General features: G+C 68.0%; 21 protein-coding genes. 17 read left to right on the top strand and 4 right to left on the bottom strand.

Going from position 1 to position 22,182, the window contains the following annotated elements:
* Positions 1–130: 130 nt before the first annotated feature.
* On the bottom strand, positions 131–2,254 hold the full coding sequence (locus H0X90_RS11830; RefSeq protein WP_060213053.1) for a TonB-dependent siderophore receptor: 2,124 nt from the start codon (positions 2,252–2,254) through the stop codon (positions 131–133).
* A gap of 229 nt (positions 2,255–2,483) precedes the next feature.
* Between H0X90_RS11830 and H0X90_RS11825 the strand changes: the two genes are divergently transcribed.
* Complete coding sequence (locus H0X90_RS11825; protein WP_077190273.1) at positions 2,484–3,719, top strand: PepSY domain-containing protein; 1,236 nt, start codon at positions 2,484–2,486, stop codon at positions 3,717–3,719.
* A gap of 84 nt (positions 3,720–3,803) precedes the next feature.
* Here the strand turns inward: H0X90_RS11825 and H0X90_RS11820 are convergent, their stop codons facing one another.
* Complete coding sequence (locus tag H0X90_RS11820; protein ID WP_034201116.1) at positions 3,804–4,406, bottom strand: DNA-3-methyladenine glycosylase I; 603 nt, start codon at positions 4,404–4,406, stop codon at positions 3,804–3,806.
* Between the two features lie 141 nt (positions 4,407–4,547).
* Here H0X90_RS11820 and H0X90_RS11815 point away from each other — a divergent pair, with 141 nt between their 5' ends.
* Both H0X90_RS11815 and H0X90_RS11810 read left to right on the top strand, forming a co-directional pair.
* Positions 4,548–5,429, top strand: coding sequence for a BadF/BadG/BcrA/BcrD ATPase family protein (locus H0X90_RS11815; protein WP_077190272.1), 882 nt, complete (start codon positions 4,548–4,550; stop codon positions 5,427–5,429).
* A gap of 161 nt (positions 5,430–5,590) precedes the next feature.
* Positions 5,591–6,415: a Cof-type HAD-IIB family hydrolase gene (locus H0X90_RS11810; protein WP_077190270.1), complete on the top strand. Its 825-nt coding sequence runs from the start codon at positions 5,591–5,593 to the stop codon at positions 6,413–6,415.
* A 130-nt stretch (positions 6,416–6,545) separates the two neighbouring features.
* On the opposite strand, the gene aqpZ is transcribed toward H0X90_RS11810, so the two are convergent.
* Positions 6,546–7,289, bottom strand: coding sequence for an aquaporin Z (aqpZ, locus tag H0X90_RS11805; RefSeq protein WP_006489324.1), 744 nt, complete (start codon positions 7,287–7,289; stop codon positions 6,546–6,548).
* 299 nt (positions 7,290–7,588) lie between these two features.
* On the opposite strand from aqpZ, the gene H0X90_RS11800 reads away from it, so the two are divergent.
* Positions 7,589–7,885 (top strand): H-NS histone family protein, encoded by a 297-nt coding sequence (locus H0X90_RS11800; RefSeq protein ID WP_006489320.1) that lies wholly within the window; start codon positions 7,589–7,591, stop codon positions 7,883–7,885.
* 103 nt (positions 7,886–7,988) lie between these two features.
* Here the strand turns inward: H0X90_RS11800 and H0X90_RS11795 are convergent, their stop codons facing one another.
* The gene (locus H0X90_RS11795) at positions 7,989–9,053 is read right to left on the bottom strand and encodes a glycosyltransferase family 4 protein (RefSeq protein ID WP_006489318.1); all 1,065 of its coding nucleotides are present in this window, start codon (positions 9,051–9,053) and stop codon (positions 7,989–7,991) included.
* A 664-nt stretch (positions 9,054–9,717) separates the two neighbouring features.
* On the opposite strand from H0X90_RS11795, the gene flhD reads away from it, so the two are divergent.
* The 13 genes from flhD to cheZ all read left to right on the top strand — a co-directional run bounded on the left by flhD (position 9,718) and on the right by cheZ (position 22,042).
* On the top strand, positions 9,718–10,038 hold the full coding sequence (gene flhD / locus H0X90_RS11790) for a flagellar transcriptional regulator FlhD (protein ID WP_011350590.1): 321 nt from the start codon (positions 9,718–9,720) through the stop codon (positions 10,036–10,038).
* 92 nt (positions 10,039–10,130) lie between these two features.
* Positions 10,131–10,685 (top strand): flagellar transcriptional regulator FlhC, encoded by a 555-nt coding sequence (gene flhC / locus H0X90_RS11785; protein WP_006493184.1) that lies wholly within the window; start codon positions 10,131–10,133, stop codon positions 10,683–10,685.
* Positions 10,686–10,865: 180 nt separating this feature from the next.
* Positions 10,866–11,726, top strand: coding sequence for a flagellar motor stator protein MotA (gene motA / locus H0X90_RS11780; protein ID WP_006482649.1), 861 nt, complete (start codon positions 10,866–10,868; stop codon positions 11,724–11,726).
* Positions 11,727–11,739: 13 nt separating this feature from the next.
* Positions 11,740–12,759, top strand: coding sequence for a flagellar motor protein MotB (gene motB, locus H0X90_RS11775; protein WP_006482647.1), 1,020 nt, complete (start codon positions 11,740–11,742; stop codon positions 12,757–12,759).
* 24 nt (positions 12,760–12,783) lie between these two features.
* Positions 12,784–13,161, top strand: coding sequence for a response regulator (locus H0X90_RS11770; protein WP_006482646.1), 378 nt, complete (start codon positions 12,784–12,786; stop codon positions 13,159–13,161).
* A gap of 33 nt (positions 13,162–13,194) precedes the next feature.
* Entirely contained in the window at positions 13,195–15,447 is a 2,253-nt protein-coding gene (gene cheA / locus H0X90_RS11765) for a chemotaxis protein CheA (protein ID WP_077190268.1), read from the top strand.
* Between the two features lie 47 nt (positions 15,448–15,494).
* Positions 15,495–16,010: a chemotaxis protein CheW gene (gene cheW, locus H0X90_RS11760; protein WP_006486165.1), complete on the top strand. Its 516-nt coding sequence runs from the start codon at positions 15,495–15,497 to the stop codon at positions 16,008–16,010.
* A 37-nt stretch (positions 16,011–16,047) separates the two neighbouring features.
* Positions 16,048–18,006 (top strand): methyl-accepting chemotaxis protein, encoded by a 1,959-nt coding sequence (locus H0X90_RS11755; protein WP_077019861.1) that lies wholly within the window; start codon positions 16,048–16,050, stop codon positions 18,004–18,006.
* Between the two features lie 3 nt (positions 18,007–18,009).
* Positions 18,010–19,002 (top strand): CheR family methyltransferase, encoded by a 993-nt coding sequence (locus H0X90_RS11750; RefSeq protein ID WP_006497455.1) that lies wholly within the window; start codon positions 18,010–18,012, stop codon positions 19,000–19,002.
* Positions 18,999–19,757: a chemoreceptor glutamine deamidase CheD gene (gene cheD / locus H0X90_RS11745; RefSeq protein WP_006497454.1), complete on the top strand. Its 759-nt coding sequence runs from the start codon at positions 18,999–19,001 to the stop codon at positions 19,755–19,757. The genes H0X90_RS11750 and cheD overlap by 4 nt, the downstream gene beginning before the upstream one ends.
* Positions 19,754–20,845, top strand: coding sequence for a chemotaxis response regulator protein-glutamate methylesterase (locus tag H0X90_RS11740; RefSeq protein WP_012492268.1), 1,092 nt, complete (start codon positions 19,754–19,756; stop codon positions 20,843–20,845). Before cheD ends, H0X90_RS11740 begins: the two co-directional genes overlap by 4 nt.
* A 67-nt stretch (positions 20,846–20,912) precedes the next feature.
* The gene (cheY, locus tag H0X90_RS11735; RefSeq protein ID WP_006485893.1) at positions 20,913–21,308 is read left to right on the top strand and encodes a chemotaxis response regulator CheY; all 396 of its coding nucleotides are present in this window, start codon (positions 20,913–20,915) and stop codon (positions 21,306–21,308) included.
* Positions 21,309–21,310: 2 nt separating this feature from the next.
* Complete coding sequence (gene cheZ / locus H0X90_RS11730) at positions 21,311–22,042, top strand: protein phosphatase CheZ (RefSeq protein WP_006497453.1); 732 nt, start codon at positions 21,311–21,313, stop codon at positions 22,040–22,042.
* Positions 22,043–22,182: the final 140 nt, after the last annotated feature.

Here is a 22,182-nt window from a genome sequence, read left to right as displayed (position 1 = left end):
GCCTCGAAAGAGGCCGCTCCGCCGTTTTGCTTTGGCGGGCCGGGAAAATCCAGAGGCCATTGCGGCGCGGGTGTTCCCGCCAGCTGGCGAGACCCGGCGGCGAGCGGGCCGCGGCCGCCGGCCGCGGCGTTCAGAAATCGATCTTCGCGCTCAGGCTCACCGTGCGCGGGTCGCCCGGCTTCACGTAGTCCGCGTACTGGTATTCCCAGTAACGGCGGTTCAACACGTTGTCGATCGATGCGCGCAGCGTCACGTCGTGCCGTCCGACTCGCGTCAGGTAACGCGCGCCCGCGTTGACGACGAGAAAGCCCGGTGCGTCGAGGCCGCCGGCCGCGCGCAGCGGCGTCGCGCCGGTGAATTTCGCGTCGACGCCGAGCGTCAGCCCCGGCACGCCCGGCACCGCATAGCCGAGGTCGCCGGCGAGCACGAAGCGCGGCGCGCCGGCCACGCGGTTGCCGTGGTTGCCGATCCCGTTCGCGTACCACGCGTCGAGCAGCATCGCGTCGACGCCCGCGTTCCAGTGCGCGCCGAATTTCGCGCGCGCGCCGACCTCGATCCCCTGAATGATCGATTCGCCATCCTGCACGTAGACGTTCGCGGCGTTCGCGTATTCGGCGCTGCGCTCGATGCGGAACAGCGCGGCCGTCGCGCTCCAGCGCGCGCGCTCGCTCTTGATCCCCAGCTCGTACTGCTTGCTGCGCAGCGGCTTGAGCACCTGGCCCGCGTTCGCGTAGACATCGTTCACGCGGCTGCCGGGCTCGAGCGACTCGGCGTAGCTCGCGTACGCGGTGGTCGTCGGCGCGAGCTTGAACATCACCGCGAAGGTCGGCGTCACCACGCCGTTCTGGCGATAGCCGGGGTCCTCGGCGCCGCTCGCCTGGAACGCGCGCTGCGCGTAGTTCATGTAGCGCACGCCGGCCAGCACCGACCAGCGCTCGGTCAACTGCACGGTGTCGCTCGCGAACAGCGATTTCTGCACGATCTCGCTCGTGCGGTACTGGATGAAGCCGTGCGGACTCTCGTAGCGGTACGGATTCGGCGCATAGAGGTTGCCGGCGCCGAGCGGCACGAACACGCTGTTCGCCGAATAGTCGTTCGCCTGCTTCTGCCACGACGCGCCGAGCACGATCTGGTGGCTGAACGGGCCCGTGCGCACCTTCCCCTCGACCATCGCGCGCCACTGGCTGAAGCGGTGATCCTCCATGCCGACGTAGCGGCTGTCGGTGTAGTTGCCGGCCGCGTCCTGCAGGTAGAGCGTGCTTTCGTTACGCCGGCGCGTCGCCTTGCTGTAGCTGTACGCGACGTCGAGCTGCCAGTCGGGCGCGAGCTGGTATTGCAGCCCGGCCGTATAGAGCTGCAGGTTCGTGTTCAGGTACTGGTCCTTGCCGCCCAGGTTCGTCGATCCGCCGCTGATCGTCGCGGGTAGCGCGCCGCCCGGATAGCTGCCGGTGAAGATCGACGGCGTCTGGCCGGTCGTGCGGCGGTCCTGGTACAGCGCGCCGAACGACACGGACAGGTCGCGCGTCAGGTTCGCCTGCAGCGCGAGCGACACGCTGTCGCGGCGGATGTTGCCGTCGTTGTACGTCTTGCCTTCCTCGTGCGTCGCATTCAGCCGCGCGCCGAACATGTGGTCGGGACCGAAGCGCTGGCCGAGATCGACATGCTCGGTCCACACGTTGGTGCTCCGGTAGCCGATGTCGACGCTGCGCACCGGTTCGGCGCCCGGCTGCTTCGTCACGTAGTTGACGACGCCGCCCGGCGTCACGAAGCCGTACAGGAAGCCGCCGAGCCCCTTCAGCAGTTCGACGCGATCGAGCTGCTCGTACGGCATCGTGATGCCGTACGTGACGAACGGCAGTCCGTCGATCTTGTAGCCGTTCTGCCAGTCGAGCTGCATGCCGCGCACCGTCATGTAGCTGGCCCAGGCGCTGTAGGCGCCGCTGTTGTCCGACACCGACGCGTCGTTCGCGAAGACGTCGCCGAGCTTGTACGGCTGGCGGGCCTCGAGCTCTTCCGACGTGACGATGGTCGTCGAGAACGGCGTGTCGAGCTGGCGGCGGGTGCCGAGCGCACCCGTCGAGATCGTGTCGGTCAAGTGTTGCGGCGAATCATGCGCGGCCGTGATGTTGAGGGCGGGCAGTACCGCGGCGTCGCCGGGCGAATCGTCCGCATGCGCGAGCGACGCGGCAAGGCAGGCGAGGGCGGCGGCCACGCGGCGTGGACGGACAGGCGGGCGGGCGAGGCAGACGGTCATGGCGAGCGGGTAAAAATGCGAGTAAGAATCATTCGCATTGAGTTAAAATGTCGCGCATCGTATCAAAACCCGCCAACCGCGCAACAATTCCATGCCGCGTACAAGGGCATCCGGCCTCGCCGGGCCCGACCGGATGACCGTTGCGCGGCGCTCGACATCAAATGAACTGCATCCCGTCGAATCGGGGCCGCCGCTCGTGCCGGCCCGCCTTCCTTTCGCTGCGCACGCGATGAATGCGTTCCTGCGACCGTTTCTCGTGCGCCTGCACCGCTGGTTCGGGCTCGCCATCGCGCTGTTCCTGTTCGTCGCGGGGCTCACCGGCGCATTGATTGCGTGGGACCATGAGCTCGACGCGGCGCTGAACCCGGATTTCTACACCGCGCGCAGCGGCGCGGCGCCGCTGGCGCCGCTCGAACTCGCGGCGCGCATCGAGGCCGCCGATCCGCGCGTGCAGGTGACCTATCTGCCGCTCGCGATCGAACCGGGACACACGCTGCAGGCGGGCGTGATGCCGCGTACCGATCCGGCGACCGGCCAGCCGTACGCACTCGGTTTCAGCCAGATCGCCGTCGATCCCGCGACCGGCGCGGTGCAGGGCCGCCGCGAATGGGGCGCGCCGTCGCTCGCGCGGCTCGACCTGATGCCGTTCATCTACCGGCTGCATTACTCGCTGTTCCTGCCCGTGTACGGCGGGGTCAACTTCGGGTTCTGGGTGATGGGCGTCGTCGGCATCGTGTGGGCGATCGACAGCCTGATCGCGCTGGTGCTGGCGTTTCCGAACCTGAAAAGCTGGCGCAAGTCGTTCGCGTTCCGCGTGCGGCGCGGCGGCTACCCGCTCGTGTTCGACCTGCACCGCTCGGGCGGCGTGTGGGTGTGGGGGCTGTTGCTCGTCGTTGCGATCACATCGATCTCGATGAACCTCGCCGTTCCGGTCATGCGCCCGCTGGTCTCGCTGGTGTCGCCGCTTGCCGAAACGCCGTATACGAATCCGGAGCATTTCCCGCCGGCCCCGCCGGGCAGCCAGATCCTGCCGCGCGAGCGGATCGTCGAGATCGCGCGCTCGGCCGGCCGCGACGCAGGGATCGCCGCGCCGCCGGGCGCGCTGCTGTTCGCGCCGGGGATGAACGCGTATGCGGTCGGGTTCTTCACGCCGGGCAACGACCATGGCGACGTCGGACTCGGCAATGCGTGGCTGTACTGGAATGCGGTGACCGGCAAGCCCGTCGCGGCTCAGGTGCCGGGCCGCGGTTCGGCCGGCGACCTGTTCATGCAGGCGCAGTTTCCGCTGCACTCGGGGCGAATCGCCGGTGTCGCCGGACGTGTCGCCGTGAGCGTGCTCGGCATCGTGATCGCGATGCTGAGCGTGACGGGCGTGTGCATCTGGGTGAAGAAGCGCGGCGCACGCGGGCGGGCCGCGCGGAGCGCGCGACCGGCCGTGCCGGCATCGTCGCGCGCCGCGCGATAAGGACCGCGGGGCAAGCAGCAGGCGGACGGCGCAACCGCCGCCGGGCAGCGGCGCGGCACCCGCGCCGGGTGTGCGCCCGCGCCGTCAGCCCGCCTTGCGCCGGCGGGCCGGCTGCTTGCCGCCGAGCGCCGCGCATCGCGCGTGGCACGGGCAGCCGGCTTCGTGATCGTTGACCATGCCGGTTGCCTGCATCAGCGCATAGCAGATCGTCGAGCCGACGAACTTGCAGCCGTACGCCTTCAGCGCCTTGCTGAGCGCGTCGGACTGCTCGGTCGAGGCGGGCGCGTCGCGGTACGACTGCCACGCGTTCTGGACCGGCGTGTCGCCGACGAACGACCACAGGAACGCGGCGAGCGACCCGTGCTCTTCGCGGATGCGCTGCACGGCGCGCGCGTTGGTCACCGCCGATTCGACCTTCGCACGGTTGCGCACGATGCCCGGGTTCTCCAGCAATTTCTCGATGCGCGTGGGCGTGAAGCGCGCGACGGCATCGACGTCGAAATCGGCGAACGCTTCGCGATAGCCCGCGCGCTTGTTCAGGATCGTCGACCACGACAGCCCGGCCTGCGCGCCTTCCAGAATCAGCATTTCGAACAGGTGGCGATCGTCGTGCGAGGGCACGCCCCACTCGGTATCGTGATAGTGAGCGTCCGCTTCCGTCTTCACCCAGTTGCACCGCTGCGACATCGTCTGCCTCGTTTTCAGTGTCGATTCGATCGCGCCAGCATAGCGGAAGCCCTTTTGGCGGGATAGCCGGCCGAACGGCAGATGGGCGCGCGGCGCCGATCCGGTTAAGCTTGGCGCCTGTTCGAATCAGCGGGATGAAGCATGGCGGCATTACTTTTTGCGATCGGCATCGACGGCGGCGGCACGGGCACGCGCGCGGTACTGGCCGACCGGGACGGGCGCGAGCTGGCGCAGGGGCGCGGCGGCCCGTCGGGGCTCGGTCTCGGCATCGAGCGGGCATGGGCGTCGATCGGCGCGGCGTGCGCGGATGCGTTCACGCAGGCCGGTCTCGCATTCGACTGGTCGCAGTGCGCGCTCGGCTGCGGGCTGGCCGGCGTCAACAACGCGGCGTGGCTTGCCGCATTCCGCGCGCAGGCGCCGCTCGGCGCGCTCGCGATCGAAAGCGACGCGTATACGACCGTCGTCGGCGCGCACGGCGGCGCGCCGGGGCTCATCGTCGCGCTCGGCACCGGCAGCATCGCGGCGGCGCTCGACGCGGCCGGCGCGTGCCGGATCGCGGGCGGCTTCGGCTTTCCGTCCGGCGACGAGGCGAGCGGCGCGTGGCTCGGCGTGCGCGCGCTCGCGTATGCGCAACAGGCGCTCGACGGCCGCGTGCCGCGCGACGCGTTCGCAACGGCGCTGCTCGCGGAAACCGGCGCGCGCGATCGCGATGCGCTCGTCCAGTGGTCGTGCGACGCGAACCAGACGATCTACGCGCGTCTCGCGCCGATCGTGTTCGCGCACCGCACGCATCCGGTCGCGCGCGCGCTGATCGCGCAGGCTGGCGACGAGATCGGCAAGATGATCGACGCGCTCGATCCGCAGCACGCGCTGCCGGTCGCGCTGTGCGGCGGGCTGGCGGACGCGCTCGCGCCGGCCGTGCCGGCGCGGCATGCCGCGCGGCTGTGCGCGCCGCTCGACGATTCGGCGCATGGTGCGCTGCGGCTCGCGCTCCAGGCGTTGCGGGCGGCGGAGGGAGCCTAAGCCGAGCGGAGCGCGCGCGGCGAATGCCGCATCGCAGCAGCGCCGCAGGCGGCGCCCGGCCGGTAACCGCGAGGCAACCACTCGGCAACCGCCCGGCGCGCTGCCGGGCCCGACGTTAAAATGACGCTTCCTCCGTGCCCCGAGCGCCACTCTCCCGTCCCATGTACAAAGTCATCGCCACCGATCTCGACGGTACGCTGCTGAACAGCGACCACCAGCTCGACCCGTACACGATCGACACCGTCCGCCGGCTCGACCGCGACGGCGTGCAGTTCGTGATCGCCACGGGGCGCCACTATGCGGACGTCGCCGGCATTCGCGACGTGCTCGGCATCCGGCCGTACCTGATCACGTCGAACGGCGCACGCGTGCATGCGCCGGACGACACGAAGATCCACGGGCAGGACATCGACGCAGCGATCGTGCGCAGCCTCGTGCAGCCGGAAGTCGTCGGCGCGCACGGCCGCGTGATCGTCAACCTGTTTACCAACGACGGCTGGCTGATCGACCGCGAAGCGCCGCACCTGCTCGAATTCCACCAGGATTCGGGCTTCCGGTACGAGGTGATCGACATGGCCGCGCACGACGGCGCCGATATCGCGAAGGTGCTGTATATCGGCGAGCCGGCCGATCTGGCGGTCGTCGCCGAGCAGATGCGCGTGCAGTTCGGCGATACGCTGTACGTCACGTACTCGCTGCCCGACTGCCTCGAAGTGATGACCGCGAACGTGTCGAAGGGCCGCGCGCTGCGCACGGTGCTCGCGCGGCTCGGCGTCGACACCGGTCACTGCATCGCGTTCGGCGACAACATGAACGACATCGACCTGCTCGAAACCGCCGGCCATGCATTCATGATGAACAACGCGAACCCCGACCTGATCGCGCGGCTGCCGCACATCCCCCGGATCGGCAACAACTTCGACGCGGGCGTCGCCCGCCACCTGCGCACGCTGTTCTCGCTCGAAGACGACGTCGTCGCGTCCTGAGCGCCCGCTCGGGCGCGTGTTCCGCGCGGAAATGAAAAACGGGCGCCAGGGGCGCCCGTCGAAATTGCCTGCCTCGATGTTCTTCGACAGCGTGAGGCTCGCTGCTCTGCTCGCTTGACCCCGTAGTGTTTTATTCGCTTGTGCGAGCGGATGCCGGCAGCAGGTCGACGGCGTCGTCACGCCCGGCGACCAGCGGATAGATGATCCCCGCGAGTACCGCGCCGATCAGCGGCGCGACCCAGAACAGCCAGAGCTGGCCGATCGCGTCGCCGCCCACGAACAGCGCCGGGCCGGTCGAGCGCGCCGGGTTCACCGACGTGTTGGTGACCGGAATCGAGATCAGGTGGATCAGCGTCAGGCACAGCCCGATCGCGATCGGCGCGAAGCCGGCGGGCACCCCGCGCTTGTCGGTCGCACCGAGGATCACGAACAGGAAGAAGCCCGTCATCACGACTTCGCAGATGAACGACGCGGCGAGCGAGTAGTGGCCGGGCGAGCGATCGCCGAAGCCGTTCGTCGCAAAGCCGCTGCCGACGACGTCGAAACCCGGCTTGCCGGTTGCGATCAGGTACAGCACGAATGCGCCGAGCGTGGCGCCGACGACCTGCGCGACGATGTACGGCGCGAGGTCGCGTGCCGGGAAGCGGCCGGCAACCGTCAGGCCGACGCTCACCGCCGGATTCAGGTGGCAACCCGAGATGTGGCCGATTGCGAATGCCATCGTCAGCACGGTCAGGCCGAAGGCGAGTGCGACGCCGGCAAAGCCGATGCCGAGGCCCGGAAAGGCGGCGGCCAGCACGGCGCTTCCGCACCCGCCGAGCACCAGCCAGAACGTGCCGAATACCTCTGCAGCGAGACGCTGAGAAAGATTCATGTAAGGACCTCGTCCAAGTGGGTTGAAGACCCCGGCCGACGCAACGGATTTATTTCGTCGTCCGGAATTGGTCTGGATTATAGGAAATGAATCGGGTCCGGGAGGGTAAACGATTGTTAAATTTGAATGGCTGACGAATGCCTTTTATTAGAATAAGTCCGCATTCTCGATATAGACGATTCGGTTAAAGATGGCAGCATTAATTTCGAAGGGCAGGGCGGCAGTGCAGACGACGTAACGGATGTTGGTGTCCCGGCCGGATTCGCCGGGGCCGCATCATCGAAAAGGGGAGTCGAAAAATGTCTCAATACGCGAAACTCAAGGCGCAGATCGCCGATCTGCAGGCCCAGGCGGACGACGTGCGCCGCCAGGAAGTGGCAGCGGTGATCGCCGATGTCCAACGAATGATTGCCGAATATGGCCTGACGGCCCAGGACCTGGGCTTCGCGGAACGGGCACGGCGCGGGCGTCCGCCGAAGAAGGCGCCGTTGCCGCCGAAATACCGCGATCCGAAGTCGGGTGCAACCTGGAGCGGGCGTGGCAAGCCGCCGAATTGGATCGTCGGCAAAAACCGCGATCGTTTCCTGATCGAATGACCGAAAGCCGAATAGCAAGAGCCGCATCGTCGATGCGGCTCTTTCGTTTTACGCGCCGATTTCGACGCGGATTTTACGGTCTATTTCGGCGCGGATTTCCGTGTCAGGCGCCCGCGACCCGGCGCAATGCCGGTTGCTTGGTTGCCGCGCAAAGCGATTCGTAAGTTTCGACGTAACGCCGCGCCATTGCCTTCGAGCTGAAACGCGTGTCGAAACGTTCGCGGATCGCGGGGCGCGACAGGCTGTCGATCCGGTGCAGCGCGCCGACCGCGCCCTGCACGTCTTCGACGATGAAGCCGGTCACGCCGTCCTCGATCACTTCCGGCACCGAGCCGCGGTTGAACGCGACGACCGGCGTGCCGCAGGCCATCGCCTCGATCATCACCAGGCCGAACGGCTCCGGCCAGTCGATCGGGAACAGCAGCGCCTTCGCGCCGGACAGGAACGCGGGTTTTTGCGCTTCGTTGATCTCGCCGATGAATTCGACATGCGCCTGGTCGAGCAGCGGCTCGATCACTTCCTTGAAGTAGTCGGCGTCGGCCTTGTCGACCTTCGCGGCGATCTTCAGCGGCAGCCCGCTTTGCGCGGCGATCCGGATCGCGGTGTCGACACGCTTTTCGGGACAGATCCGGCCGAGGAACGCAAGGTATTCGGGCTTCACGTCCGGCTGCGGCGTGAGCAGCGTGTCGGGCAGGCCGTGGTACACGGTGCCGGCCCACGCGGCCTGCGGCAGCGGCTTGCGCTGGTTGTTCGAGATCGACACGACCGGCGAATCGGGGAACGCGTCGAACACGGGCTGCAGTTCCGGCAGGTCGAGGCGGCCGTGCAGCGTCGTCACGTACGGCGTGTCGAGGCGCGACATCAGCGGGAACGGCAGGTAGTCGAGGTGGAAGTGCAGCACGTCGAATTCGTGCGCGACCCGCGCGACCTGTTCGAGGAGCCGCATATGGGGCGCCATCGAATCGCGGACCGACGGGTCAAGCCGCAGTGCGCGCGGCCAGGCCGCCTCGAGACGGGCCGACGTGACGGAGTCGCCGCTGGCGAACAGCGTCACGTCATGGCCGAGTTCGACGAGCGCCTCGGTGAGGTAGGACACGACACGCTCGGTGCCGCCGTAGAGTTTCGGCGGGACGGCTTCGTAAAGCGGCGCGATCTGGGCAATTCGCATGGGTGTTCTCCTGTGTCGATCCATGGGCGCGACGGCGCCGATGCGGATCCCGTACAAGGTTGCGGAACTTGCCGACACACGCGGTTGGCGGTACGTGGCCGGGCCCTGGGCGGATGCGCGGAGCGCCGGACGGCAAGCTGCGGGGCGGGCCGGCACGGCTCGCGCCGCCGCCCATTGGAGTCCATTATCGATATCGCCCTGAGGGGTTCGAGTGTTTTTTCAAACACTTAAGGCTTGTTACACGATGAAATACGCAAAAACCCCGAGAAAAAGGGCGCGGAATCGTGAATCGAGATGGCCACAACTATTGTTGCGCTATCGTGAAAAAGCACTATAATTTTTACCGATCCGATTGCCGGCAGCCTTGCCGGCAAGCCTTCCACGCCTGGTGCGACGGCCGTCGGGCGTCTCGCAACCGAATCCGCGTTGCAACCCGTTTTTTTCGAATCCCCTTTCAATCCGCCTTGTCGGAAAAATTCCTACACGGTTTACAGACAAATCCTGCACGGCATACGCCACTTCGCTGATACCGGCATAAATGCCGTTTGGCCAAAATTCGCCCTGTAAGACTATAAACGAGCCGGCTGAGCGTCCAGTGCGCACTGACCGAGCAAACGTTTTCATAACATGAATGGCCAAAGCAAAGCTCTTTAACGGGGGAATCATGAGCGCTACCAGCGAAATGCTCAGTGAGATCAAAGAGGTCAACCTGTCGTACCTCCTCCTCGCGCAACGACTGCTGCGGGAAGACAAGGCGATGGGTATGTTCCGCATGGGCATTTCCCAGGAACTCGCCGACGTGCTCGCCAACCTCACGCTCGCGCAGACCGTGAAGCTGGCCGCGTCCAACCAGATGCTGTGCCGCTTCCGCTTCGATGATCACGCGCTGCTGTCGTCGCTCGCCGACAAGGGCCGCAGCGACGTCGTCGCGCACGCCCACTCGGCCATCCTGATGGCCGGGCAGCAGGTCGAAGGCGTCCGCTGATCCATCCCGCCTTGCGTCTGTCCCGGCGTGTCGCGCCGGCCGGCGGCGTATTGGCCATTCATTCGAATAACGTCAAGCGGACGGTTATCACCATGGCAAGCAAAAGCGTCGTGATCGAGGTGAAGGAAATCACCCTCGCCATCGAACTGATCGAACTGGGCGCCCGGCTGCAGCTGCTGGAGGCGGAGACGAGCCTGTCGCGGGACCGTCTGATCAAGCTGTACAAGGAACTGAAGGGCGTGTCGCCGCCGAAGGGGATGCTGCCGTTCTCGACCGACTGGTTCATGACGTGGCAGCCGAACATCCACTCGTCGCTGTTCTACAACATCTACCGGTTCATGCAGGACCACGGCCGCTGCGAGCCGATCCAGTCGATCGTGAAGGCGTACCGGCTCTATCTGGAGCACGTGAACCTGTCCGGCGACGAGGCTGCGCTGAGCCTCACGCGGGCATGGACGCTGGTGCGCTTCTTCGATTCGGGGATGCTGCAGATGACCCCGTGCACGCGCTGCGGCGGCCATTTCGTCGCGCATGCGCATGATCCGCATCAAGGTTTCGTGTGCGGCCTGTGCCAGCCGCCGTCGCGCGCCGGCAAGACCCGCAAGGCCGCCGCCGCGCGCGCCGAACTGGCTGCCGCCGTGGCCTGAGCGCCCGCCGGGCAGGGCCGGACGGGGCGCGAGCGGCGCCCCCGGGGCCGCACGAATCGTCTGCGCATTGCTGGTAAACACCGTCGGGCCGCCGCCGGGCGGCCGCGAAAGTTTTCCTGCCGACTGCCGTAAACCTGTTTAACGGCGGTCTCCCCGCCGGTCTTTCGTGAGGGACAGGCAGTGCTGATTATCGTGGGAACACTCGTGACGCTGTTGTCCGTCTTCGGCGGTTATGCGCTGGCAGGCGGGCATCTGGGCGCCTTGATCCAGCCCGTCGAGATCCTGATGATCGCGGGCGCCGGCGTCGGCGCGTTCATCCTCGGCAACGGCGGCAAGACCATCAAGGCCACGCTGCGCGTGCTGCCGACGCTCTTCAAGGGCTCGAAATACACGAAGGATGTCTATATGGAGCTGATGGCGCTTCTTTACGTGCTGCTCGCGAAGGCACGCAAGGAAGGCACGCTGACGCTCGAGGCCGACATCGACGATCCGCAAAAGAGCCCGATCTTCACGCAATACCCGAAGATCCTCGCCGATCACCACATCGTCGAATTCCTGACCGACTACCTGCGCCTGATGGTGGGCGGCAACATGAACGCGTTCGAGATCGAAAGCCTGATGGACGAGGAGATCGAGACGCACCACGCGGAAGGCGAAGGCCCGGCGCACGCGCTGATGCGCGTCGGCGACGCGATGCCGGCGTTCGGGATCGTCGCGGCCGTGATGGGCGTCGTGCACACGATGGCCTCGGCCGACAAGCCGCCGGCGGTGCTCGGCGCGATGATCGCGCAGGCGCTGGTCGGCACGTTCCTCGGCATCCTGCTGTCGTACGGGCTGATCGGGCCGCTCGCGAGCCTCGCGGAGCAACGCGTCGCCGAGTCGACCAAGATGTTCCAGTGCATCAAGGTGACGATCCTCGCGACGCTGAACGGCTATGCGCCGGCGATCGCGGTCGAGTTCGGCCGCAAGGTGCTGTTCTCGACCGAGCGCCCGTCGTTCTCCGAGCTCGAAGAGCACGTGCGCCGCGTGAAGGCGAAGTGACGCGGAGCGACCGATGAGCAAGAGCAAGGATCGCGCGATCGTCGTCAAGCGGGTGGCCCCGGCGAAGAAGGGCCACCACGGCGGCGCATGGAAGCTCGCGTACGCGGACTTCATGACCGCGATGATGGCGTTCTTCCTGCTGATGTGGCTGCTGAGTTCGGTCACACCGGTGCAACTGAAGGGGATCGCCGAATACTTCAACATGCCGCTGAAGGCCGCGATTCTCGGCAGCGGCGATCGCAGTTCGCAGGACTCAAGCATCATCAACGGCGGCGGCCGCGACCTGTCGAGCGTCGACGCCGGCACGCTGCGCCGCACCGACGGCACGACCTCGCTCGCCGAGCGCCTCGCGAAGGCGGGCGACGAAAATTCCCGGTCGCAGGCCCAGGGCGCGCAGGACCGGCTCGAGCAGACGCGCCTGCACGACCTGCAGATCAAGCTGATGGCCGCGATCGAGGCCAATCCGACGCTGCGCCAGTTCAAGCAGCAGATCCGCATCGATTCGACGCTGATGGGGCTGCGCATCGAGATCGTCGATACGCAGAAGCGGCCGATGTTCGCGATGTCGAGCGATCGCGTCGAGCCGTACATGCGCGACATCCTGCGCGAGATCGGCAAGACGCTGAACGACGTGCCGAACCGGATCATCGTCCAGGGCCACACCGACGCCGTGCCGTACGCGGGCGGCGAGGGTGGCTACAGCAACTGGGAGCTGTCGGCCGACCGCGCGAACGCGTCGCGCCGCGAGCTGATCTCCGGCGGCATGGACGAGGCGAAAGTGCTGCGCGTGCTGGGCCTCGCGTCGACGCAGAACCTGAACAAGGCCGATCCGCTCGATCCGGAAAACCGCCGGATCAGCGTGATCGTGCTGAATCGCAAATCCGAAGAAGCGCTGATGCGCGACGATGCGACGACGACGACGTTGTCCGCCGACGCGGCCGGTTCGAAGCTGCTCGCGCAGCAGCTCGGCGGCCCGACGCCGGCGGTGCGTCCGGTCGTGGCGAGCGCCGTCGCCGTGGCGCCGAAACCCTGACGTTTCCAAGATTCCGAGACAGACATGATCCGAACCATTCTCGCCATCGACGACTCCGCGACCATGCGTGCGCTGCTGCAGGCCACGCTTGCGCAGGCCGGCTACGACGTGACGGTGGCGCCGGACGGCGAAGCCGGCTTCGACATGGCCGCGACGGCGCCGTACGACCTGGTGCTGACCGACCAGAACATGCCGCGCAAGAACGGGCTCGAGGTGATCGCGGCGCTGCGCAAGCTGACCGCGTACGCGGACACGCCGATCCTCGTGCTGACGACCGAGGGCAGCGATGCCTTCAAGGACGCCGCACGCGACGCCGGCGCGACCGGCTGGATCGAAAAGCCGATCGATCCGGGCGTGCTGGTCGAGCTGGTCGCGACGCTGTCCGAACCGGCTGCCTCCTGACATGAACGCGACGAATTCAACCGGTGACCGGGCATGACTCTCGACATCACTCAGTTCTACCAGACCTTTTTCGACGAAGCCGACGAGCTGCTCGCGCAGATGGAGCAGCTGCTGCTGAACCTCGACGTCGATGCGCCCGATCCCGAGGATCTGGCGGCGATCTTCCGCGCCGCGCACTCGATCAAGGGCGGCGCGGCGACGTTCGGCTTTTCCGCGCTGACCGATACGACGCACATCCTCGAATCGCTGCTCGACCGCGCGCGCAACCATGAGCTGACGCTGACCAAGGACATGGTCGACGCGTTCCTGGAAACCAAGGACGTGCTGTCCGACCAGCTCGTCGACTACCGCGCGAGCGCCGAACCGGACGCGGCCGCCGCCGCGGCGATCTGCGCGAAGCTCGAACGGCTGAAGGCCGAAAGCGGCGCGGGTGCGCCTGCCGCCGCCGAGGCCGCGCCGGTTGCGCCGGTCGCCGCCGCGGCCGTCGCGCCGGCTGCCGAACCCGCCGCTGCCGGCGACCGTGCGCCCGATCACGTGGTCGAACAGGCCGTCGCGGCCGCGCATCCGGCGGCCGACGCCGGCGGCCCGCACCTGAAGATCACGCTGGTCGGCGTCGATGCGAAGGACCAGGCGCTGCTCACCGAAGAACTCGGCAACCTCGGCCGGATCGTCGGTCGCGAGGAAGCGGGCGCGGACCTGTCGCTGTGGGTCGAATCGGACGTCCCGTCGGACGACATCGTCGCCGTGTGCTGCTTCGTGATCGACGAAAGCCAGATCCGCGTCGCGCACGGCACGGCGCCGGCCGCGCAGGCGGCACCGGCCGCCGCGCAGGACGCGGCCGCCGCGGTGGCCGCCGAACCGGCCGCCGCCCCGCCGCCCGCACGCGTCGAGGTGTTCGCGCCGCAGGCCGCCGCACAGCCGGCTGCTTCGGCGCCGGCCGAGCCGGCGGCCGCAGCTGCCGCGCAGCCGCAGCCGCCGTCGCAACAGCACGCGCAACCGCAGCCCGCCGAGCACGCGGCGCCGGCCGCCGCGCATCACGACGACAAGCGCGCGCGCCCGGCCGCCGCGGCCGCGGCGGGCGCCGAAGGCAGCTCGATCCGCGTCGGCGTCGAGAAGGTCGACCAGCTGATCAACCTCGTCGGCGAACTGGTGATCACGCAGGCGATGCTGGCCGAGACGGCGAGCGCGTTCGATCCGGCGCTGCACGACCGCCTGTTCAACGGGATGGCGCAGCTCGAGCGCAACGCGCGCGACCTGCAGGAAGCGGTGATGTCGATCCGCATGATGCCGATGGACTACGTGTTCAGCCGCTTCCCGCGGCTCGTGCGCGATCTCGCCGGCAAGCTCGGCAAGCAGGTCGAACTGGTCACGTTCGGCCAGGCGACCGAGCTCGACAAGAGCCTGATCGAACGGATCATCGATCCGCTCACGCACCTGGTGCGCAACAGCCTCGACCACGGCATCGAAACCGTCGACAAGCGCGTCGCCGCCGGCAAGGACGCGGTCGGCCAGCTCGTGCTGTCGGCCGCGCATCACGGCGGCAACATCGTGATCGAGGTGAGCGACGACGGCGCGGGCCTGAACCGCGAGCGGATCCTCGCGAAGGCCGCGAAGCAGGGCATGCAGATCGCCGAGAACATCAGCGACGACGAAGTCTGGCAACTGATCTTCGCGCCGGGCTTCTCGACCGCCGAGACGGTGACCGACGTGTCGGGCCGCGGCGTCGGCATGGACGTCGTGAAGCGCAACATCCAGTCGATGGGCGGCCACGTCGAGATCACGTCGCTGGCCGGCCGCGGCACGACCACGCGGATCGTGCTGCCGCTCACGCTGGCGATCCTCGACGGGATGTCGGTGAAGGTGGGCAGCGAGATCTTCATCCTGCCGCTGAACTTCGTGATGGAGTCGCTGCAGCCGTCGAACGACGACATCTACACGGTCGGCAACGGCGAGCGCGTGGTGCGCGTGCGCGGTGAATACCTGCCGCTGGTCGCGCTGCACGAGGTGTTCTCGGTCGAGGACGCGCGCACCGACCCGACGCAGGGGATCGTCACGATCATGGAAACCGAGGGGCGCCGCTTCGCGATGCTGATCGACGAACTGGTCGGCCAGCAGCAGGTGGTCGTGAAGAACCTCGAAACCAACTACCGCAAGGTCCATGGCATCTCGGCGGCGACCATCCTGGGCGACGGCAGCGTCGCGCTGATCGTCGACGTCGCGGCGCTGAACCGCGAAACCCGTGCGACGCACGGCGCCCGTGCCGGCGCCGAGCTCGCCGTCTTCTGACTCTCGCCATCAACCGATTGGGGGCAAACGTGTCTGCTGAAGTCCAAATGATCAATCCGGCCGCGGCGAACGCGGCAACCAGCCGCCGCGACGCGGAACAGGGCGACGCGACGGGCCAGGAATTCCTCGTGTTCACGCTCGGCGACGAGGAATACGGGATCGACATCCTGAAAGTGCAGGAAATCCGCGGCTACGACAGCGTCACGCGCATCGCGAACGCGCCGGAGTTCATCAAGGGCGTGATCAACCTGCGCGGGATCATCGTGCCGATCGTCGACATGCGGATCAAGTTCCACCTCGGCCGGGTCGAGTACGACCACCAGACCGTCGTGATCATCCTGAACGTGTCGAACCGCGTGGTCGGGATGGTGGTCGACGGCGTGTCGGACGTGCTGACGCTGCAGACCGACCAGATCATGCCGGCGCCGGAATTCGGCGCGACGCTGACGACCGAGTACCTGACGGGCCTCGGCACGGTCGACGGCCGGATGCTGATCCTGATGGACATCGAGAAGCTGATGTCGAGCCGTGAAATGGCGCTGATCGAGACGCTCGGCGGGTAAGCGCGCCGCGCGCGCAGCAATTTCGGGAGAATCTGCAATGTTGCATAACTGGTCGATCCGCACGACGCTCACGGCGGTCGGACTCATCCTCGTGTGCCTGGCCGCCGCGGTCGGCGGGCTCGGCCTCTACGCGCTGAATCACGCGAGCCGTTCGCTCGACGAGATCGCGCACGTCGACCTGCCGGCGATCCACACGCTGGACGACACGGCCGCGTACCTGCTGCGCTCGCGCGTCGCGCTCGATCGCTTTCGTACGCTGACCGAAGCCGGCAATGCGGCCGACGCGGCGAAGGTGCTCGATCGCGCGCAGGAGCTGTATGCGAAGTCGAACCAGAACTGGCAGACGTTCCAGTCGACGCCGAAGCTCGGCGTCGAGCAGGCGCTCGTCGACGAGCTCACCGCGCGTTACACGACGATCATGAAGGAAGGCGTCGAACCGGAATTCGCCGCGGCACGCGCGGGCGACATGGCCGCGTACCACGCGATCGCCGACGCGAAGATCAGCCCGATGTTCGTCGCGTTCGACCAGACGGCGGCAGCCGTGATCGCCGCGCTGCAAAAGCGCGCGGAAGAACGCCAGGCCGCGACGCAGTCGCAGATCTCGATGATGATCGCGCTGATTGCGGCCGGCATCGCGATCGCGTTCGTCGTCGTGATCGCGATCCGCTTCGCGCTGCGCGGGCTGATCGTCAAGCCGCTGGAAGATGCGATCGCGCACTTCGAGCGCATCGCCGGCGGCGACCTCACGCAGCCGGTGAACGTGTTCAGCACCAACGAGATCGGCCGCCTGTTCGGCGGCATCAAGCGGATGCAGGACGCCGTCACGACGATGGTGCAGGCCGTGCATCGCGGCACCGAATCGATCGACGTCGGCGCGCGCGAGATCGCGACCGGCAACATCGACCTGTCGCAGCGCACCGAGGAGCAGGCCGCGTCGCTGCAGGAAACCGCGTCGAGCATGGAGCAGCTGACCGGCACCGTGCGGCAGAACGCGGAAAACGCGCGGCAGGCGAGCCAGCTCGCGGTGAACGCGTCGGACATCGCGACGCAGGGCGGCGACGTGGTCGGCCAGGTCGTATCGACGATGCAGGACATCGCGGCCAGCTCGGGCAAGGTCGTCGACATCATCGGCACGATCGAGGGCATCGCGTTCCAGACCAACATCCTCGCGCTGAACGCGGCCGTCGAAGCGGCGCGGGCCGGCGAGCAGGGCCGCGGCTTCGCGGTGGTCGCGGGCGAGGTGCGCTCGCTCGCGCAGCGCAGCGCGAGCGCCGCGAAGGAAATCAAGCAGCTGATCGGCGATTCGGCCGAGAAGGTCGACAGCGGGTCGGCGCTCGTCGCGCGCGCCGGCGCGACGATGGAAGAAATCGTGCAGGCCGTGCGCCGCGTGACCGACATCATGGGCGAGATCAGCGCCGCGTCCGACGAGCAGTCGACCGGCATCGAGCAGGTCAACCGCGCGGTCGGCCAGATGGATGCGGTCACGCAGCAGAACGCGGCGCTCGTCGAGCAGGCGGCCGCTGCGGCCGCGTCGCTCGAGGAGCAGACGCGCCAGATGAAGGCGATCGTGTCGGGCTGGCGCGTCGCGGGCGGCATCGTGCTCGCGCCGGCGCGCAGCGTCGCGCGGCCGGTGGCCCATGAACCGGCGGCGCTGCCGTCGGACGCGCGCCACGACGCGCCGGTCGCCGCGCTGCCGGCGCCGCAGGCCGCGGCCCAGCCGGCGGCACGGCGTGCCGCGCCGGCGTCGCGCGCGGCCGCCGCGAGCGCCGACCACGAACCGAAGCGGGCGGCCGACGCCACTGCGCGTACGCAGAAGGACGCACCGGCTTCCCGCGGCGGCGCCGCCGCAGGCGGCTACGGCCCGCGTCTGGCGAAGACGGCCGCAGCGACGGACAAGCCGGCCGCGAAACCCGCGCTCGTGCGCCCGGCGCTGAACGGCGAGAAGCCGGCGCTGGCGGCCGCCGGCACGTCCGACGACGACTGGGAGACCTTCTAAGCCATGCAGCACGCGCGCGCGCCGTTTCGACCCGATGCACCGGATGCCTCGCCTCGCGCGGGCGAACCGGGGCGCGACTTCGCGTTCACCGGCGCGGATTTCGCACGCATCCGCGCGCTGATCCACCAACGCGCGGGCATCTCGCTGTCCGAGCACAAGCGCGACATGGCCTACAGCCGTCTCGCGCGACGGCTGCGGGCGCGCGGCCTCGACACGTTCCGCGACTACCTCGACCTGCTCGAGCAGGAAGACGATCCGCTCGAGTGGGAAGCGTTCACCAACGCGCTGACGACCAACCTGACCGCGTTTTTCCGCGAGTCGCACCATTTCCCGATCCTGTCGGAATTCGTGAAGGGGCGGCCGGCGCCGGTGTCGGTCTGGTGCTCGGCGGCGTCCACCGGCGAGGAGCCGTACTCGATCGCGATCACGCTGATCGAGGCGCTCGGCGAAACGGCGGCGCGCAGCGCGTCGATCCTCGCGACCGATCTCGACACGCAGGTGCTCGCGAAGGCCGAAGCCGGCATCTATACGTACGACCAGGTCAAGCACCTGTCGCCGGAGCGGCTCAAGCGCTTCTTCCTGAAGGGCACGGGCGCGCAGGCCGGCCGCGTGAAGGTGCGCCCCGAGCTGCGCGCGATGATCCGTTTCGAGCAACTGAACCTGACCGATGCCGACTACGGGATCGGCAAGCCGTTCGACGCGATCTTCTGCCGCAACGTGATGATCTATTTCGACAAGCCGACGCAGGGGCAGGTGCTGTCGCGCTTCGAGCCGCTCGTGAAGCCGGGCGGCCTGCTGTTCGCCGGCCATTCGGAGAATTTCACGTACGTGACGCAGGCGTTCCGGCTGCGCGGGCAGACGGTGTACGAACTGACGCGCGACGCCGCTCAGGGCGCACGGTCGCGCGGCGCGCAGGCGAGCGCGGCGGCCGCGACGTCGTCGCCTGTGCGTGCGCGGGCCGCGGGCGGCGCGCCCGGCTATGGAGAGCGCGGATGAGCGCACTGCCGATCGCGACCAATCGCTACTTCGACAACCACTTCGAGCGCCCCGGCGTGAAGCTGTTGCCGAACGAGTTCTACACGACGTCCGAGGACATGGTGCTGATGACCGTGCTCGGCTCATGCGTCGCCGCGTGCCTGCACGACCCGTATGCGGGCATCGGCGGGATGAACCACTTCATGCTGCCGGACGACGGCGCCGATCCGGGCGCCGCCGCGTCGGAATCGATGCGCTACGGCGCATATGCGATGGAAGTGCTGATCAACGAGCTGATCAAGGCCGGCGGGCGCCGCGAGCGCTTCGAGGCGAAGGTGTTCGGCGGCGCGGCCGTGCTGGCCGGGATGACGACGATCAACATCGGCGATCGCAACGCGGATTTCGTGCGCCGCTATCTCGCGCTCGAGCGCATCCGCATCACCGCGGAAGACCTGCAGGGCGTGCATCCGCGCAAGGTCGCGTTCATGCCGCACAGCGGGCGCGCGATGGTGAAGAAGCTGCGGCTGCAGGTGCCGGGCGTCACCGAGCGCGAAGCCGCGCTCGCGCGCGAGGCCGATCGCCTCCGCACCGCACGCACGCGTGCGCACGTCGAGCTGTTCGCCGCGAAGCGGCCTGCCGCGCCGCAACCGGCGCGCCCGCGCATCGAGCTGTTCGGCGCGCGTGGCGCCGCGCCGGCCGGCAGCGGCGGTGCGCGGACGGCTGGCCCGCAAGGGAGCCCGTACGCGGCGAACCTATCAAGAAAGCAGGAGGCATGACCGCAGTGCAGAAGATCAAAGTATTGTGCGTCGACGATTCGGCGCTGATCCGCAGCCTGATGACCGAGATCATCAACAGCCAGCCCGACATGACGGTGGTCGCGACCGCGCCCGATCCGCTCGTCGCGCGCGAGCTCATCAAGCAGCACAACCCCGACGTGCTCACGCTCGACGTCGAAATGCCGCGCATGGACGGGCTCGACTTCCTTGAGAAGCTGATGCGCCTGCGGCCGATGCCGGTCGTGATGGTGTCGTCGCTGACCGAGCGCGGCTCGGAAATCACGCTGCGCGCGCTCGAACTCGGCGCGGTGGATTTCGTCACGAAGCCGCGCGTCGGGATTCGCGACGGGATGCTCGACTACGCTGAAAAGCTCGCCGACAAGATCCGCGCGGCGTCGCGCGCGCGCGTGCGCCAGGCGCCGCAGCCGCAGGCCGCCGCGCGCACGGCGGACAGCGCCGCGGCCGCGCCGATGATCAACAACCCGCTCGTCAGTACCGAGAAGCTGATCATCATCGGCGCGTCGACGGGCGGCACCGAGGCGATCCGCGAAGTGCTGACGCCGCTGCCGCCGGATGCGCCGGCCGTGCTGATCGCGCAGCACATGCCGCCGGGCTTCACGAAATCGTTCGCGCAGCGACTGAACGGCCTGTGCCGGATCGCGGTGAAGGAAGCCGAGCATGGCGAACGCGTGCTGCCGGGCCATGCGTACATCGCGCCGGGCCACGCACACCTGTTGCTCGCGCGAAGCGGCGCGAACTATATTGCGCAACTGTCGGACGAGCCGCCGGTGAACCGGCACCGCCCGTCGGTCGACGTGCTGTTCCGCTCGGCGGCGACGCATGCGGGCAAGAACGCGATCGGCGTGATCCTCACCGGGATGGGCCGCGACGGCGCGGCCGGCCTGCTGGAAATGAAACGCGCGGGCGCCCACACGTTCGCGCAGGACGAAGCGAGCTGCATCGTGTTCGGGATGCCGCGCGAGGCGATCGCGCTCGGCGGCGCGGACGAGATCGCGCCGCTCGCCGACATGAGCCGCCGCGTGATGGCGCGCCTGGCGACGATGGGCGACCGCGTGCAGCGCGTGTGAATGGAATGTCACGGGGCGCGTGCCACGATACGCGTCCCGACGGAAACGAATCTGGAAAGGAACGACGATGGACAAGAGCATGAAAATCCTGGTGGTGGACGATTTCCCGACGATGCGCCGGATCGTCCGCAACCTGCTCAAGGAACTGGGCTATTCGAACGTCGACGAGGCCGAGGACGGCCTGGCCGGACTCGCGCGGCTGCGCGGCGGCGGCTATGACTTCGTGATCTCGGACTGGAACATGCCGAACCTCGACGGCCTCGCGATGCTGAAGGAAATCCGCGCCGACGCGACGCTCACGCACCTGCCGGTGCTGATGGTCACGGCCGAGTCGAAGAAGGAGAACATCATCGCGGCCGCGCAGGCCGGCGCGAGCGGCTACGTCGTGAAACCGTTCACGGCCGCGACGCTCGACGAGAAGCTGAACAAGATCATCGACAAGATGGCCAAGGCCGGGAGCTGAACGTGAACGAGCCGATCCATGCGGCGCTCGCCGGCGCGGCGATCAACGCCGACGGCCATGCCGAAGGCGCCGATTACGCGAGCGACCGGATCCTCGCGCGCATCGGCCACGTCACGCGCACGCTGCGCGATTCGATGCGCGAGCTCGGGCTCGACAAGCACGTCGAGCGCGCGGCGGAAGCCGTGCCGGATGCGCGCGACCGGCTGCGCTACGTCGCGACGATGACCGAGCAGGCCGCGGTGCGCGTGCTGAATGCGATCGAGATCGCGAAGCCGATGCAGGAGCGCATCCAGAACGAGGCCGAGGCGCTCGACGCGCGCTGGGCGCAGTGGTACGCGGCGCCGATCGAGCACGCGGAAGTGCGCGAGCTGATGGACGATACGCGCACGTTCCTGCGCACGCTGCCCGAGTCGACGTCGGCGACTCGCGCGCAGCTGCTCGAGATCATGCTCGCGCAGGATTTCCAGGATCTGACCGGCCAGGTGATCAAGAAGATCATGGACATGGTCTACCTGATCGAGCAGCAGCTCCTCACGGTGCTCGTCGAGAACATCGCGCCGGAGCGGCGCGAGCAGTTCGCGGCCACCGCCGCCGCGTTCGCGGCCGAGCAGATGAGCGCGACCGGCAGCCCCGAATCGCTGCTGAACGGCCCGCAGATCGCGCCGGAAGGCAAATCCGACGTCGTCCAGGACCAGGGGCAGGTCGACGACCTGCTCGCCAGCCTCGGCTTCTGACCCGGTCGCCACGCATCGGCGCGCCCCCTTCCGCGGGGGCGGCCGATGCGCGCATTCCCCGTTCCCGCCGCGTTTTCCCGTGTCCGCCGCCGATGCGCCGCGCGGCGTGATCCTGCGTCGAATTGACACGTGGCCACACT

This window comes from Burkholderia sp. 9775_39 (assembly GCF_015712225.1).
GTDB classification, from domain to species: Bacteria; Pseudomonadota; Gammaproteobacteria; order Burkholderiales; family Burkholderiaceae; genus Burkholderia; species Burkholderia cenocepacia.
The sequence above is the reverse complement of the archived record's forward strand: the minus strand, read 5'-3'. Positions and strand labels throughout refer to the sequence as shown.